Source organism: Desulfosporosinus paludis (assembly GCF_045689965.1).
GTDB lineage: Bacteria > Bacillota > Desulfitobacteriia > Desulfitobacteriales > Desulfitobacteriaceae > Desulfosporosinus > Desulfosporosinus paludis.
The window spans coordinates 4,077,493-4,092,251 of sequence record NZ_CP144211.1; the positions used below are offsets into that span (position 1 = coordinate 4,077,493).

Genomic DNA, 14,759 nt, shown 5'->3' on the forward strand with positions numbered 1-14,759 from the left:
AGAGTGTGGCGTGTACAATGAAGGAAGTTATCAGAAATAACTGCTAAGTAAGAGATCAAACTATATTAAAGATTTTCTTTCGATATTGACTAAAAAACAACCCATTACGAAAAGGAATTAGAAAGCTGGAAGAAGGAAATGAACCTAAATGCCAAGAAGATATATTTAAACGGAATTGTGCAAGGAGTAGGTTTTCGTCCTTTTGTGTTTAACCTAGCTGAAGAACTAAATATTAGCGGATGGGTCAATAATTCAAGCCATGGCGTGACGATACACGCTGAAGGAGAGAATCTAGATTTGTTCTATGAACGTTTATTAGACGAGGCTCCTCCTTTAGCTAAAATTTTAATGGCAAGATCCGAAGAAGTTCCTTATAGTAATTATGGATCCTTTGAAATTATCCAGAGTGAAACTCTGCAAGAAGCAGACGTTTTGATTTCTCCAGATGTCGCCACATGCCCAGAATGTTTACAAGACATGGCGGACAAGAACAGCCGGCGTTTCCAATATCCTTTTACGAATTGCACGAATTGCGGGCCGCGGTATACGATTATCCGTAATGTTCCTTATGACCGGGCCAAAACAACGATGTCCAAGTTCCCCATGTGTCAATCCTGTTCTTTAGAATACCAGAATCCTCGAGACCGACGTTTTCATGCCCAGCCAGTAGCTTGTGGGGAGTGTGGACCAAAGGCTAGACTGGTTGACAATTCAGGTCAACTGCTTCCAGGGATTGGGATTGAACAATTGACACAAGGAGGGATTTTGGCAGTAAAAGGTCTAGGCGGATTTCATCTTGTTTGTGACGCTAGAAATGTACAAGCAGTAAGCCGTTTGCGCAGACTTAAAGAACGGGGCGGTAAACCTTTCGCCGTCATGGCTCGGTCGATAGAAAAAGCGTGTGAAGAGGTCGTGATTGGAAAAACCGAGGAGGAATTGTTGCGAAGTCCAGCGGCTCCAATTGTGATTCTGGAACGAAAACACAGGAATGCCAATTCATTGCCTGAGAACATCGCGCCAGACATTCATACCCTGGGGGTAATGCTTCCTTATACCCCAATTCACCACCTGCTGTTTAACGGGTCTTACGATTTCTTAGTTGTGACCAGCGCCAACCTTAGTGGGCGCCCCTTGATTTATACCAATGAAGAGGCTCTAGTCTCTTTGCAGGGAATCGCAGATTATTTTTTAGTCCACGACCGAGATATTTATCACCCTTGCGATGATTCTGTAGTACAGGTGATTGGAGAAGTTACAGTCTTTTTTCGGCGAGCTCGCGGGTATGTTCCTTTGCCGATTTTAATACCTTCTTCAACGATTAAAAGGCCATTGCTGGGGGTAGGGGGAGATTTGAAGAATGCTTTTTGTTTGGCTGAGGGACAGCGGGCTTTTGTAAGCCAGTATCTTGGGGACCTGGAAGGATACGAAACGATGCAGCGTTTCCACCAAGAACGGGAGTCTTTTCAGAGAGTTACTAACATTGCCCCATTAAGTGTTGCCTATGATCGACATCCAAACTATCAATCAACGAGATTTGCCCTTGAGCAAGTGTTTCCGAAGACCTCAGTTCAACATCATCACGCTCATTTAGTAAGTGTTTTAGGAGAATGGGAACGACAAGAACCGACTCTGGGAATCATTTGTGATGGGACAGGATTTGGAGAGGATGATTGTTTTTGGGGATTTGAAGTGCTCTATGGGAATGCAGCAGGGTATCAGCGCAAAGGGCATCTTGAGTATCTGCCGCTCCCTGGGGGGGACATGGGGATAAAACATCCGTTGCGTATTGCTTACGCTTACCTAAAAACACTTCTTTCCGCTGAAGCTTGGCAACAAACGAAGTCTTTATGGAAATCCTTTTCTCAGAGTGAGTGTCAGATTCTTGATCGTCAGCTAGAAAAGGGCATTCAAGTCTATCAAACCTCGAGTGCAGGACGTCTCTTTGATGCTGTGAGTGGTTTGCTGGGTATTTGTACGAAGGTTACGTACGAAGGGCAAGCTGCGATCGAACTTGAAAGTGCCGCTGCGGTGTTCTTCAAGCAATTTTTAAAAGAGGCAGGCACCAACAAGAAAGAGGATCTCTATGAATATCCCTATGAAGTGAGATTAGAAGGTTCTGAATATATTCTTGGGGTTGGCCCTCTCTTCGAGGCAATCGTGCGAGATATCCTTGAAAAGGTCCCTTACGGGGAAATCGCCTATCGCTTTCACCGAACGATCGCTCGGGCGATTGTCGATTTAGCTCTAAAATTCCAAGTGGAAGGTCCGCTTGTTTTAAGTGGCGGAGTGTTTCAAAATAAACTTTTGACTGAGACAGTCCTGCTAAACTTGGAACAAACGAATTTAAAAGTCTTGCGTTCACGTGCGTTGCCGCCTGGGGATGGTGGACTGGCCTTCGGGCAAGTATTAATTGCGAATGAGGTGTTATAAAAATGTGTTTAGCCATTCCAGCTAAAATTGTCTCTTTGGAAGGTACTATAGCCAAGGTGGATATGATGGGGAATGAACGGATTGTTAGTGTTGACCTAGTGCCCGAGGTTAGGATTGGCGAATATGTTTTAGTCCACGCAGGTTTTGCCATTGGAATTATTGATGATCAGAGCGCTAAAGAAACAGAAGAGCTCTTGCTGGAGGTAGCTGATGCTTATGAAAAAGGGGAGTAAAGAAACCTTGGCTAAAGCGGAAGACTATCTTTCGGAGATTCAGTCTTTAGCAGTAAAACCTTTTACCATCATGGAAGTCTGCGGAACCCATACAGTGGCAATTGCCAAAAATGCTCTGCGTGAATTGCTGCCGCCGTCAGTTCGTTTAATATCCGGTCCAGGGTGTCCGGTCTGCGTCACAGACAGTAGTGACATAGATCGGTATTTGTTTTTGGCCGCTCAGCCCAATGTGATTACAACGACCTTTGGAGATATGATCAGGGTCCCTGGAAGCGAAAAAAATTTGCAGGCTTTGAGGGCTGAAGGTGCGGATATCCGTGTTGTTTACTCAACACAGGATGCTTTGGAAATCGCCCGCAAAAATCCTGAAAAAGACGTTGTCTTTTTGGGAGTCGGTTTTGAAACGACAGCTCCCACGGTCGCTGTAAGTCTTGAAATAGCCAAACGAGAGGGCCTTAATAATTACAGTGTTTTGTCAATGCATAAAATAGTCCCTCCGGTTTTAAGGCTTTTGGCCGAAGATCCAGAACTGGATGTGGACGCTTTTCTGGACCCAGGGCATGTATGTGCGATCATTGGAATTAAACCCATTGAGTTTATGGCCAAAGAATTTGGCAAACCCGGAGTTGTGACAGGATTTGAGGCTCTGGATATTTTAGAGGGTATTGTAATGCTTCTTCGTCAAAGGGCAGAAGGACGTTCAGATATTGAAATTCAATACCATCGAGTTGCTAAGGCCAATGGAAATCCTCATGCCAAGATGGCGGTTGAAAGAGTGTTTAGACCTGTGGATGCATCCTGGCGGGGAATGGGACTAATTCCCGCTAGTGGTTTAGGGATTCGAGAAGAGTTCAGTGCTTGGGATGCAGAGCGGAAATTTTCCTTGCCGGCTTTTCATTCGCCGGATATACCAGGCTGTCAGTGTGGAGAGGTCTTGAAAGGTCGAATTAATCCCAGGAAATGCCCCTTGTATGGCAAACGTTGTACTCCTTTGAAGCCAATAGGACCCTGTATGGTCTCTTCAGAAGGGTCTTGCGCTGCCTATTACAGATATTCGCAAAGGAGCGGAGATTAATGGAACGCATTATGATGGCCCATGGAAGCGGTGGACGACTTAGTCATGAATTAATCCGCACTCTTTTTCAAAAGCACTTAGGGAATTCTTATTTGGATCAAATGAATGACGCTGCCTTATTGCCGGGACAAGCGCAACTGGCGGTAACGACGGATTCTTTCGTAGTTTCTCCTTTGTTTTTTCGCGGCGGCAATATTGGCAAACTTGCTGTATGCGGAACGGTCAACGACCTGGCCGTGAGCGGCGCATCCCCCATGTTTTTGACCTTAGCGCTTATCTTAGAGGAAGGCTTGCCTTTAATGGAATTAGAACAAATCATTCAGAGCGTTGCAGACACGGCGCTGGAAGCCGGAGTCTGTGTCGTCTGTGGAGATACAAAAGTTGTGGAACGAGGAAATGTGGATAAGCTTTTCATAAATACAACGGGTATCGGGTATATTACCAATCGTTTCGTAGGTCCTAAACAGATTCAGCCGGAGGATGTGATTCTTATAACAGGAACAATTGGAGATCATGAGATCGCAATCCTGTCTGAACGAGAAGGACTTGAGTTTCAAACTCCAGTGAGAAGTGACTGTGCTCCTCTTAACAGCCTCATCGATTCTTCTTCCAGCCGGGGGTCCAATGTATGAGAGATCCGACTCGAGGAGGGGTTGCAACGACTTTAAATGAATTAGCCCAACAAGCCGGAGTAAGTATGTTGTTACAAGAGGAAGCGCTGCCAATCAGTCCGGGGGTAGAAGGTGCCTGCAATATGCTAGGGCTTGATCCTCTTTATCTAGCGAATGAGGGAAAGGCTTTAGTGATCGTTAGACCCGAGGCTGCTGAAAACATCCTCCAAGCGATGCGTACTCACCCGTTGGGTCGCCGGGCAGCTCAAATTGGGAAAGTTAATGAAGGAGAACCGGGCCTTGTTCTTTTGGAAACTCCCTTAGGAGGAAAACGAATCGTGGGTATGCTTGAAGGCGAACACCTTCCCCGGATATGCTAACCATGAGGAGGAGGGTACTATGCGAATCGCTGTTATCGATGGACAAGGCGGCGGAATAGGCAAACATATTGTCGAACAGCTGAGAAAACGAATTCCCGAGTTAGAGATTTTGGCCCTGGGAACGAACGCTTTGGCGACAGGGGCCATGTTGAGAGCTGGGGCTACTGAAGGGGCCTCTGGGGAGTCTGCGATCTTTTACAATGTAGAGCGAGTGGATCTTATCGTCGGTTCCGCTGCCATTATTATGGTTTATGGTCTATTGGGAGAAATCACTCCAACTATGGCTAGTGCAATTTCGGACAGTAATGCCGATAAGCTGCTTCTCCCTATTCAGCGTGGGAATATTCAGTTTGTTGGAGTTCCACGAACTCCATTACCTCATTTAATTGAAGCACTGGTCCTAGAAGTTGAGCAGAGGTTTAAAGCGAATTAAATTTATTTTTTGGATAATATTGGGAAATACTTCTATTTGACAAAAGCCTGGTTTGTTGCTACCATTAAAACATAGTAAATTGATATGGATTAGGGGGATTATTATGAACGTCGTCAATTCTATTACAGATTTAATAGGTCAAACTCCATTGGTTCGGTTGCAGCGGATGACAAAACCGGGAATGGCTAATGTCTTTGTTAAGCTCGAAGCATTTAATCCCGGTGGCAGTATTAAAGACCGAATTGCTTTAGGAATGATCAAGGACGCTGAGGAACGAGGAGCACTTCGTCCAGGTGGAACTATTGTCGAGCCAACCAGCGGAAACACCGGGATCGGTTTAGCTATGATTGCCGCTGCGCGTGGTTATCGTCTCATCGTTGTTATGCCGGAAACTATGAGTGTAGAGCGTCGATTGCTGATGTCTGCTTATGGCGCTGAATTCGTATTGACACCAGGTGCACAAGGTATGAATGGTGCGATTGAAGAGGCCAAGCGGTTAGTTAAAGAAAATCCAGATTATTTCATGCCGCAGCAATTTGAAAACCCGGCTAATCCTGAAGCACATCGGAAGAGTACGGTGTTAGAGCTTCTCGATCAGTTGGAGAATATCGATGCTTTTGTCGCTGGAATCGGCACTGGAGGGACGATTACCGGAGTCGGGGAGATTTTAAAAGCCCGTCTTCCCGAGGTGAGAATCATTGGCGTGGAGCCTGCATCTTCTCCAGTAATCTCAGGCGGAAAACCGGGATCTCATAAAATCCAAGGTATTGGCGCTGGTTTTGTACCTAAGGTTCTGAATAAAGGGATTCTTGATGAGCTTATTCAAGTTGTTAACGAAGATGCTTTGGAGACCGCCCGGAAACTTGCGCGTGAAGAGGGATTGCTCGTCGGCATTTCCTCAGGTGCCGCGGTAAGCGCCGCACTTCAGGTCGCAGATTCTTTGGGAGAAGGTAAAAACGTGGTGGTCATCGCCCCAGATACCGGCGAGCGCTATTTAAGCACGGAGCTCTTTGCAAACCGCAGCTAATCAACGGTACTTCTTAATCCGACGGCTTTCTACCAGGAAATTAAAGTCCTTTACAAGGGAATTTGCCCTATGCTAAACTATTGAACAGTGGACTAGCATAAGGAGGAACACACATGTCAGGACATTCAAAATGGGCAAACATTAAGCATAAAAAAGGAAAAGCTGATGCTCAAAAGGGGAAAATGTTTACCAAGCTTGGTCGGGAACTTGTCGTAGCGTCCCGGGCTTGTGGCGGGGATGTTAACAACTTTCGTTTGAAAATAGCCATTGAAAATGCCAAGGCGCAAAATGTGCCTAATGATAATATTCAAAGGGCTATTCAAAAAGGAATGGGCGGCACTGAAGGAGCCGTTTATGAAGAATTGCGTTATGAGGGTTATGGCCCAGGCGGGGTTGCCATTATGATTGATATTCTTACGGACAACCGAAATCGAACAGCGGGGGAAGTACGCCATATATTCTCGAAGAACGGCGGTAATATGGGCGAAACCGGTTGCGTTGGTTGGATGTTTCAGGACAAAGGTCAACTAAGAATCTCACGAGAAGGACTCAAGCTCTCAGAAGATGATCTGATGTTGATTGCCTTGGAAGCAGGGGCTGATGACTTAGAAGCTGACTCGGAAGAGTTTGTGATCTATACCTCTCCGGAAGCTATGGAGAGTGTACGTAAAGTTCTTCAGGATCAAACGATTCCTGTCACTGAATCCGTGCTTAGTCCAATGCCTCAAAATACTATTGAAATATCAGATGCAGACCAAGCTCGAAAGATAGTTCACTTGATGGAGACCCTTGAAGACCACGATGACGTACAAGGGGTTTATTCCAATTTCGAGTTGTCGGATGCTTTGGCAGCAGATTTTTAGAACAGATCAATCTATAATAAAAGAGAACGATTAAACGATGCCCTCCTGGCAAGACTAGAGTTAAGAAGACAATGTCGGGAGGGTTTTAGTTATGTCTCGTTGGAAAATCATGAGTCTCGGACTTATTCTGGGTTTGGGTATCGGTGGTAGTGTACCAATGGCGACGTCTTGGTGGTCAGATAGGATAGAGAGAGGGAATGCCCCTTTTTATAGAGATGTCGCAACACTATCAGCTAATATTCCTTCTTCTAAAGAAGAGATTTACCATTTTGCTCTGAAGAATGATGTCCTTTCCGTTATCGAAGGGAAACTGGGGACAAGCGGTAAGGTTATTTTAACAGGTTTGAATGTCCATAGTTGGCCTAAAGATATGTTAGAGTTAGCGCCAAAAGTCGAGTTCCATTCTTTAGATGAAGTTCAGTCCTTTATTGATACCGTCAACGAACCTTTGTGGCAGGAGTAAAACGTTTATAAATAAAGAAAAGGAATCGTCGGTCTTCTGTCGAACCCTACTATGTTGAAAGGAAGACGCCGATGATTATTTTAGGAATTGATCCTGGAACCGCAATTATGGGTTATGGCCTCATAGAACAACAAGGGAATCGTTTAAAAGCTCTTGCATATTCTTGTTGGCGCACTCCGGCACATACCCCTTTAGCGGAGCGTTTGTTATTATTATATAATCAAATCTCCCCCTTTCTGATAGAAACTCGTCCGGATCACGTCGTAGTTGAGGAGCTTTTTTTTAACCGCAATACTACAACCGCAATAGCTGTCGGACAGGCTCGAGGAATTGTCTTATTGGCAGGGGCTCAACAGGGTATCCCTGTGTACGAATATACCCCGCTGCAAGTAAAACAAGCGGTTGTCGGTTATGGCAGGGCAGATAAGATTCAAGTTCAACAGATGGTTAAAGGTTTGTTAGGGTTGGAGAAAATACCCAAACCGGATGATACGGCTGATGCCCTGGCCTTAGCAATATGTCATGCCCATAGCTTTGCTCTGGAGCGGAGAATGGAGGATTTCCGATGATAGGAATGCTGCGTGGAACAGTGTGGGAAATCCAATCCGAGCGACTTGTGTTGGATGTTCACGGAACCGGGTATCTTTTAAATGTACCGAATGGACTTTTGTCCAAGGCATTTTCCGGACAGGAACTTGTCGTTTACACGCATGTGATGATCCGAGACGATGATCTATCCATCTATGGATTCTCGTCCCTGGAAGAAAAGCAGCTTTTTTTAGAAATGTTAAGCGTTTCCGGGATTGGACCCAGAGCAGCGATATCCTTACTTTCGACCTTTGGTGCTGTTCAGATTGAAAGTGCCATTGTTAGTGAAAATATTAATATATTAACCAAAGTACCGGGAATAGGCAAGAAGACTGCGCAGCGACTTATTTTAGAACTAAAAGAAAAGTTCAAAGGACATAGCTCTTTGACTCTGGGAGATGAACAATTTTCTGCTCCAACGAGCTCCAACAACCAGTCGGAAGCCCTCCAGACATTATTAGCACTAGGTTTTGGCTTAGATGAAGCCAGACAGGCCTTGGGTCACGTCCGAAAAGACGGAGAGAATTTAACCATTGAAGAACAGGTTAAAAAGGCTTTGCGCATGCTTGCCGGAGGATAATTTAGAATCTGTTGAGAGGAGGAATACAAAATAGAAGAACGTTTGGTTGCTCCGCAAGAACAAATTTCAGATCAAGAAGGGGAAGCTCTGCGTCCCAACCGCCTGAATGATTATATTGGGCAAAGAAAGGTTAAAGACAATCTCAGTATTTTTATCCAAGCAGCAGCAACTCGAGGAGAGGCCTTAGACCATGTTTTGTTATATGGACCTCCTGGTTTAGGCAAAACAACCTTAGCGAATATCATCGCTTCGGAAATGGGCGTCAGCATCCGAACCACTTCCGGCCCGGCCATTGAAAGGCCTGGAGACTTGGCCGCTATTTTGACAGCCTTAGAGCCGCGGGATGTGCTGTTTATCGATGAAATTCACCGCTTAAACAGTTCGACCGAGGAAATCCTTTACTCAGCAATGGAAGATGGCTGTTTAGATATTATGATTGGAAAAGGACCTAGTGCTCGCTCTATTCGCTTATCTCTGCCTCCTTTTACTTTAGTCGGAGCTACAACTCGTGCAGGGCAGTTGACCTCACCCCTCAGGGATCGTTTCGGAGTTATAAGCCGACTTGAGTTTTACGAGGTAGATGAGTTGAAGAAAATAATTCTTCGAGCGGCGAGCATCTTAAAATTGAGTATCACGGAAAACGGTGCCGACGAGATTGCTCGTCGTTCGCGAGGTACTCCGCGAGTAGGCAATCGCCTGTTAAAACGAGTCAGGGATTTTGCTTTGGTTTGGGAAGATGGGGTTGTCACGCAAACGATTGCCCAAGAAGCCCTCAATCGCCTAGAAGTCGATCCTATGGGTCTGGACAACATTGACCAAAAGACACTAAAAACTATCATTGAAGTTTTTGCAGGAGGCCCTGTTGGAGTGGATACCTTAGCATCCACCATCGGGGAAGAGGCTGAGACTTTGGAGGATGTCGTTGAGCCGTTTTTATTGCAAATGGGTTTCTTACAGCGTACTCCTCGGGGCCGGATGGCGACAGCGAGAGCCTATCAACATTTTGGATACCCGATACCCCAAAAGTTCACGAATGAAGAGGAACTCTAAGCATATAAGCTAAGAAAAAGGGGTAATCTGAACACGAAAGGGTGTGAACATCATGCTCCGGAGTGTTTGGCGTTGGCCTTTTTTGTTTGTAACAGCGCTCATCTTGCTAATTTGCCAAGCGGAACCGTGTCAAGCAAAAGAGATTTCTATTGAGCTTGTTTGGAGCTATGGACAAGCAGGATGGGTTGAAATTCATGTCGAACAGGGGTCCTATCAACTTATCTTGGAAAAGAAGACTCTCGATTTCCCCAAAGGGTCCACTCTTCAAGTAGGTTGGGGAGGGTGGGGCCCAATTTTACGAATTAACCATAATGATTATCAGATTTTAAGCGGTACTGGGATAGAAATAAAGGGAATAAAGCCGGGCAGTCTTCAGGTGAGAATGCCGATGGGAAAAGCTGCTGCTTATCGTGGTGACCTACTAATGGATTGGCAAAAGGGTCACTGGCAGCTGATTAATCGTCTGGATAGTGAGGACTATCTTAAGGGTGTCGTACCTATTGAGATGAGCAATGAATGGTCTAAAGGTGGACTGGAAGGACTTAAAGCTCAGGCAGTGGCAGCTCGGACATACCTTATTAAACATACTCAGAATGGAGAAACAATTACAGACTCTCCGGATATCGATCAAGCTTATGCGGGAGTTAATGTGGAAGGGGAAGCTTCTGCAGCCGTTGAATCAACTCGAGGGATGATCTTAGTTGATGCCCAAAGCAAGCAGCCTATCGAAGCACTTTATTCATCACATAGTGGAGGATATACTGAAGATGCCAAAAATGTTTGGGGTAATTCCGATAGACACAATGTCGCTCGTCCAGACAAATTTTCCGACGGGGTGGGAGGAGCCGCAGATCGTTGGCACTTTATAATTTCAGCTCCGCTTCTTGGTTCCACCTTTGACCTTGGACCCATTGAAAAAATACGGCTCGATAAATTCCCATCAGGCAGGGTGAAAAACGTGCTGCTGGAAGATGGATTTGGTAATTCCTTGACGATTCCGGGCCGGAAATTTGTTCAAAAGTTTTATCCCTTCGGTCAAGAAATACGAGCAAATGCTTTTTTAGGAAGCCTTTTTGAGGTTTATACTGTTGCAACAAGCCAAAGAGCTTATGAATACATGGGGCTGACTTCATTCCTCAGAACCTTAGGTGACCGGGGATATGAAGAAAGAATTGGATCAATTCACAAGGATTCGGGACCGCTGCTGTCTAAAGTAGCCAGCACTTATTTAGGGGTTCGTGCCGATCCGCAGCCCTATGGTGTCCTTATATTTGAAGGAAGAGGCTGGGGGCATGGTGTTGGCATGTCTCAATGGGGAGCTTATCACATGGCCCAACTTGGATATACTTACCAAGAGATCCTGAATTTTTATTATAGCCATGTGCTTATACAAAAGGCCGAGGGCTGAATTTATTGGGGTCATAATTAAGGAGAAGATAGTGTGAATGTTTCGGAGTTTGATTTTGAGCTGCCGGAGGCTTTAATTGCTCAACATCCGGTAGAGCCGCGGGATGCCTCGCGTTTAATGGTAGTAGATCGGAATAATGGAAGTATAGAACATCATTCCTTCCGAGACCTTGTTTTTCTTCTGGAGGCTGGTGATGTGCTGGTTCTGAATAATACACGCGTCATACCTGCTCGCTTGATTGGAGAAAAAGAAGGTTCCCAAGCGAAAATTGAAGTTCTTCTTTTAAAAAGGCTGGAACTTAATGTGTGGGAAGCTTTGATAAAGCCTGGAAAACGTTTGAAAGTCGGACAGAAAGTAAGCTTTGGTCATGGAATGCTGATTTGTGAACTCCAAGATATTCTGGAGAATGGTAATCGAAAGATTACGTTTACCTACTCGGGAGTTTTTGAAACGATTTTAGATCAACTGGGAGAGATGCCCTTACCTCCCTACATTACAGCCCAATTGGAAGACCAAGAACGTTACCAGACGGTGTATGCCAAAGAGCGTGGGTCAGTTGCCGCGCCTACGGCGGGGCTTCATTTTACACCTGAGCTTCTCAGCGAACTAAGAGCCAAAGGTGTAGAAATTGTAGAGATTCTTCTCCATGTTGGTTTAGGGACGTTTCGCCCAGTTAAAGTAGAGGACATACAGGAACATGTTATGCATTCAGAGTATTACCGAGTGGAAACAGATGCCGCTGATCGAATCAACCGTGCCAGGCTGGAAGGTCGGCGAGTGATTGCCGTAGGGACGACCGCTGCCCGAACTCTCGAATCCGTGGGCAGTCAAGGAAAGGTAATTCCTGGTGAAGGTTGGACAGATATTTTTATTTACCCAGGATATGTATTTAAGGTTGTGGACGCCCTTTTGACGAATTTCCACTTTCCCAAGTCCACTCTTGTTATGTTGGTTAGTGCTTTAGCAGGGCGGGAACTTATTCTAAAGGCCTATAATTTAGCTGTGGCCGAGCAATATCGATTCTACAGTTTTGGTGACGCTATGTTCATTCGTTAAAAATCAGTTCTAGAGTTAGAGAAGGAAGTGAAGGGTTTGCCAGCGGTTCATTTGGAAATACTTAAAGAAGATTCAAGAACGAGAGCACGTTTAGGAAAATTACATACCCCCCACGGTGTAGTTGATACCCCTGTTTTTATGCCGGTTGGCACACAAGGAACCGTTAAATCCATAACCCCGGAAGAGATTAAGGAGATCGGAGCGGGAATTATTTTAAGCAACACCTATCATCTCTTCTTGCGGCCGGGACAAGAGTTAATACGGGAAGCAGGCGGATTGCATCGTTTTATGAATTGGGATGGGGGAATCCTCACAGATAGCGGGGGCTTCCAAGTATTTAGTTTAGGGGATTTGCGCACAATTCAGGAGAGTGGTGTTGAATTTCGTTCTCATATCGACGGCTCACGTCAATTCTTAAGTCCCGAAATTGCGACCCAAGTCCAAATGGCGTTAGGATCTGATATTGTTATGGCCTTTGATGAATGTGCACCGTACCCCAGTTCTCGAGAGTATGTTCAGAATTCTCTAGAGCGGACAACGCGTTGGTTAAAACGATGCAAGGAGACCTTGACTACTACAGAAACCCAATCTCTGTTCGGAATCGTCCAAGGCGGTATGTATGAGGATCTACGGCGTCAAAGTGCGGCTGAAGTTACAGACCTTGACCTTCCAGGTTATGCCGTAGGGGGATTGAGTGTAGGAGAACCAAAAGAAATGATGTACGAGGTCTTAGATTATACAGTGCCTCTATTGCCCAGAGAAAAGCCTCGTTATCTTATGGGTGTAGGTTCACCGGATGCACTTGTTGAAGGGGTCATGCGTGGGATAGATATGTTTGATTGCGTCCTGCCAACTCGTATCGCCAGGAACGGTACAGCAATGACTCGCTATGGAAAAGTAATCATCCGCAACGCCAGCTCTGCCCATGATTTTGGACCGATCGATCCGACCTGCGATTGTTATGCCTGCCGTAACTATTCAAGGGCTTATATCAGGCATTTGCTGAAAGCAGAAGAACTATTAGGCCTGCGCTTAATGACAATACACAATTTGAGATATCTGCAAAACTTAATGCGTGAGATTAGGGAAGCAATAAAAGAAGACCGTTTGCCGGAATTTCGTCAGAAATGTTTCACAGATTATGGATACGAGTAACAGAAGTCTGAGGTCAGAGGCCAGGACCAGAGGTAAGTTTTCAATAGGCAATATTCAAGAAGGATTTTTGCTATGACGTAGGGAATATGTTCAAAGAATAAATTAAGGGGGATTTAAAAATGTCTCAATCGACCATGTCCTTAGTCCTATATTTTGTTGTCTTTTTCGGTATTATGTATTTCCTTATGATTCGTCCGCAACAAAAACAAGCCAAACAACGTCAGGCTTTGCTCAGTGGGATCCGGGTAAAGGATCGCGTCGTCACTTCTGGAGGAATCTATGGTAAAATCACCAAGGTAAAAGACAATTCTGTTATGCTGCAAATTGCGGACAAAGTAGAAATCGAAGTGGCTAAATCAGGGATTACAAGTGTGGAAAACCGTGATATCACTGCCGAGGATTCTAAAAAGAGCGATAAGAAGAACGAGAAGAATGGCAAGAATAAGAACAATCAAAGTGAAAAAGGGATAGATCTGGAAAAGGAAACTTCGGAAGTTGACTCTGAGAGTGAAAAAGCTTAGAAATTCCTAAGTTTTGGGGTATACTAATGACCATGAGACATAGACACGTGCCAAGAACAAGTTGTTTAAAAGCAAGTGGTTAGCTCCACTTGTTTTTTATACTTTATTTTCTTGGTGTTGCGGGAGGAGATTGTTCTGCAAAGAGTCACATTGCAAGATATTAAAGGAGACCCTTATGTCCATGGTTTGATCGAAGCGGGAAACCGTCATTTGGCGGCAATTGGATATACTGAACATGGGCTTAGACATGTGGGGCTGGTTTCCCATATCGCCTCGAATATCTTAGAAAAGCTGGAACGTCCCGAGAGGGAATGTGAATTGGCGGCTATAGCGGCCTACCTTCATGATATTGGAAATGCAGTGAATCGCGTTTCTCATGCTCAGACTGGGGCAATTCTGGCTGCAGGTATTCTCCAACGTCACGGAATGCCTCCTGAGGAAATCGCCGGCATTATTGGAGCCATCGGCAATCATGACGAAACTGACGGGAACCCAGTCAATACTATATCGGCAGCTTTAATTCTAGCCGATAAATCGGATGTGCATCGTTCCCGCGTCCGAAATTTGGATCTTGCCACCTTTGACATCCATGACAGAGTCAACTATGCCGTCGAACGCTCTTTTCTGCGTGTTTATCCGAAAGAGCGCGTTGCGTTGGAACTAACGATTGATACGGAAATATGCCCGGTTATGGAGTATTTCGAAATCTTCCTTGCACGAATGTTATTATGCCGCAAAGCAGCGGGATTTCTAAACACTAAATTTGAATTGAAGATTAATGACGTTAAATTACTATGATATTGGGATGTAGAAGGAGTCTGTTGGTCTGATCAGATTGACATCGGAATCCTGAACGTTTTATAATGAGGATTGGCATGGGCAAGTC

At 45.1% G+C, this 14,759-nt stretch carries 15 protein-coding genes and 1 pseudogene; all 16 read left to right on the plus strand.

Features of this window, described 5'->3' with window-relative positions; all coding sequences use genetic code 11:
• Positions 1-138: 138 nt before the first annotated feature.
• The 16 genes and pseudogenes from hypF (at position 139) to VZF35_RS20315 (ending at position 14,671) form a co-directional block, all read left to right on the plus strand.
• Positions 139-2,430: a carbamoyltransferase HypF gene (gene hypF / locus VZF35_RS20240; RefSeq protein WP_407307891.1), complete on the plus strand. Its 2,292-nt coding sequence runs from the start codon at positions 139-141 to the stop codon at positions 2,428-2,430.
• Positions 2,431-2,432: 2 nt separating this feature from the next.
• Complete coding sequence (locus VZF35_RS20245) at positions 2,433-2,663, plus strand: HypC/HybG/HupF family hydrogenase formation chaperone (RefSeq protein ID WP_407307893.1); 231 nt, start codon at positions 2,433-2,435, stop codon at positions 2,661-2,663.
• Complete coding sequence (hypD, locus tag VZF35_RS20250; protein WP_407307896.1) at positions 2,641-3,738, plus strand: hydrogenase formation protein HypD; 1,098 nt, start codon at positions 2,641-2,643, stop codon at positions 3,736-3,738. The genes VZF35_RS20245 and hypD overlap by 23 nt, the downstream gene beginning before the upstream one ends.
• Positions 3,738-4,729: pseudogene (gene hypE, locus VZF35_RS20255) on the plus strand (hydrogenase expression/formation protein HypE). The gene hypD and the pseudogene hypE overlap by 1 nt, the downstream one beginning before the upstream one ends.
• Before the next feature lie 19 nt (positions 4,730-4,748).
• Positions 4,749-5,162, plus strand: coding sequence for a DUF3842 family protein (locus VZF35_RS20260; RefSeq protein WP_407307899.1), 414 nt, complete (start codon positions 4,749-4,751; stop codon positions 5,160-5,162).
• 103 nt (positions 5,163-5,265) lie between these two features.
• Entirely contained in the window at positions 5,266-6,189 is a 924-nt protein-coding gene (gene cysK, locus VZF35_RS20265; RefSeq protein ID WP_407307902.1) for a cysteine synthase A, read from the plus strand.
• A gap of 113 nt (positions 6,190-6,302) precedes the next feature.
• On the plus strand, positions 6,303-7,052 hold the full coding sequence (locus VZF35_RS20270; protein ID WP_407307905.1) for a YebC/PmpR family DNA-binding transcriptional regulator: 750 nt from the start codon (positions 6,303-6,305) through the stop codon (positions 7,050-7,052).
• A 91-nt stretch (positions 7,053-7,143) separates the two neighbouring features.
• On the plus strand, positions 7,144-7,515 hold the full coding sequence (locus VZF35_RS20275; protein WP_407307907.1) for a hypothetical protein: 372 nt from the start codon (positions 7,144-7,146) through the stop codon (positions 7,513-7,515).
• 71 nt (positions 7,516-7,586) lie between these two features.
• The gene (gene ruvC, locus VZF35_RS20280) at positions 7,587-8,084 is read left to right on the plus strand and encodes a crossover junction endodeoxyribonuclease RuvC (RefSeq protein WP_407307910.1); all 498 of its coding nucleotides are present in this window, start codon (positions 7,587-7,589) and stop codon (positions 8,082-8,084) included.
• Complete coding sequence (gene ruvA, locus VZF35_RS20285; RefSeq protein WP_407307912.1) at positions 8,081-8,683, plus strand: Holliday junction branch migration protein RuvA; 603 nt, start codon at positions 8,081-8,083, stop codon at positions 8,681-8,683. Before ruvC ends, ruvA begins: the two co-directional genes overlap by 4 nt.
• Positions 8,684-8,713: 30 nt before the next feature.
• Positions 8,714-9,733 (plus strand): Holliday junction branch migration DNA helicase RuvB, encoded by a 1,020-nt coding sequence (gene ruvB, locus VZF35_RS20290; RefSeq protein WP_407314750.1) that lies wholly within the window; start codon positions 8,714-8,716, stop codon positions 9,731-9,733.
• Between the two features lie 52 nt (positions 9,734-9,785).
• A complete protein-coding gene (locus tag VZF35_RS20295) occupies positions 9,786-11,141 on the plus strand; it encodes a SpoIID/LytB domain-containing protein (protein WP_407307914.1) in 1,356 nt (451 codons plus the stop codon).
• Positions 11,142-11,174: 33 nt separating this feature from the next.
• Positions 11,175-12,197 carry a tRNA preQ1(34) S-adenosylmethionine ribosyltransferase-isomerase QueA gene (gene queA / locus VZF35_RS20300; RefSeq protein ID WP_407307916.1) on the plus strand — a complete coding sequence of 341 codons (1,023 nt, stop codon included), beginning with the start codon at positions 11,175-11,177 and terminating at the stop codon, positions 12,195-12,197.
• 36 nt (positions 12,198-12,233) lie between these two features.
• Positions 12,234-13,352, plus strand: a complete 1,119-nt coding sequence (gene tgt / locus VZF35_RS20305; protein ID WP_407307918.1) for a tRNA guanosine(34) transglycosylase Tgt — start codon at positions 12,234-12,236, stop codon at positions 13,350-13,352.
• Between the two features lie 119 nt (positions 13,353-13,471).
• On the plus strand, positions 13,472-13,873 hold the full coding sequence (gene yajC / locus VZF35_RS20310) for a preprotein translocase subunit YajC (protein ID WP_407307920.1): 402 nt from the start codon (positions 13,472-13,474) through the stop codon (positions 13,871-13,873).
• Between the two features lie 135 nt (positions 13,874-14,008).
• Positions 14,009-14,671 (plus strand): HD domain-containing protein, encoded by a 663-nt coding sequence (locus VZF35_RS20315; RefSeq protein ID WP_407314752.1) that lies wholly within the window; start codon positions 14,009-14,011, stop codon positions 14,669-14,671.
• The last annotated feature ends 88 nt before the right edge of the window (positions 14,672-14,759 follow it).

Excerpts from the sequence above, each read along its gene's own strand:
- hypF (WP_407307891.1), top strand. The coding sequence starts at position 139 with ATGAACCTAAATGCCAAGAAGATATATTTAAACGGAATTGTGCAAGGA.
- VZF35_RS20245 (WP_407307893.1), top strand. The coding sequence starts at position 2,433 with ATGTGTTTAGCCATTCCAGCTAAAATTGTCTCTTTGGAAGGTACTATA.
- hypD (WP_407307896.1), top strand. The coding sequence starts at position 2,641 with ATGCTTATGAAAAAGGGGAGTAAAGAAACCTTGGCTAAAGCGGAAGAC.
- VZF35_RS20260 (WP_407307899.1), top strand. The coding sequence starts at position 4,749 with ATGCGAATCGCTGTTATCGATGGACAAGGCGGCGGAATAGGCAAACAT.
- cysK (WP_407307902.1), top strand. The coding sequence starts at position 5,266 with ATGAACGTCGTCAATTCTATTACAGATTTAATAGGTCAAACTCCATTG.
- VZF35_RS20270 (WP_407307905.1), top strand. The coding sequence starts at position 6,303 with ATGTCAGGACATTCAAAATGGGCAAACATTAAGCATAAAAAAGGAAAA.
- VZF35_RS20275 (WP_407307907.1), top strand. The coding sequence starts at position 7,144 with ATGTCTCGTTGGAAAATCATGAGTCTCGGACTTATTCTGGGTTTGGGT.
- ruvC (WP_407307910.1), top strand. The coding sequence starts at position 7,587 with ATGATTATTTTAGGAATTGATCCTGGAACCGCAATTATGGGTTATGGC.
- ruvA (WP_407307912.1), top strand. The coding sequence starts at position 8,081 with ATGATAGGAATGCTGCGTGGAACAGTGTGGGAAATCCAATCCGAGCGA.
- VZF35_RS20295 (WP_407307914.1), top strand. The coding sequence starts at position 9,786 with ATGCTCCGGAGTGTTTGGCGTTGGCCTTTTTTGTTTGTAACAGCGCTC.
- yajC (WP_407307920.1), top strand. The coding sequence starts at position 13,472 with ATGTCTCAATCGACCATGTCCTTAGTCCTATATTTTGTTGTCTTTTTC.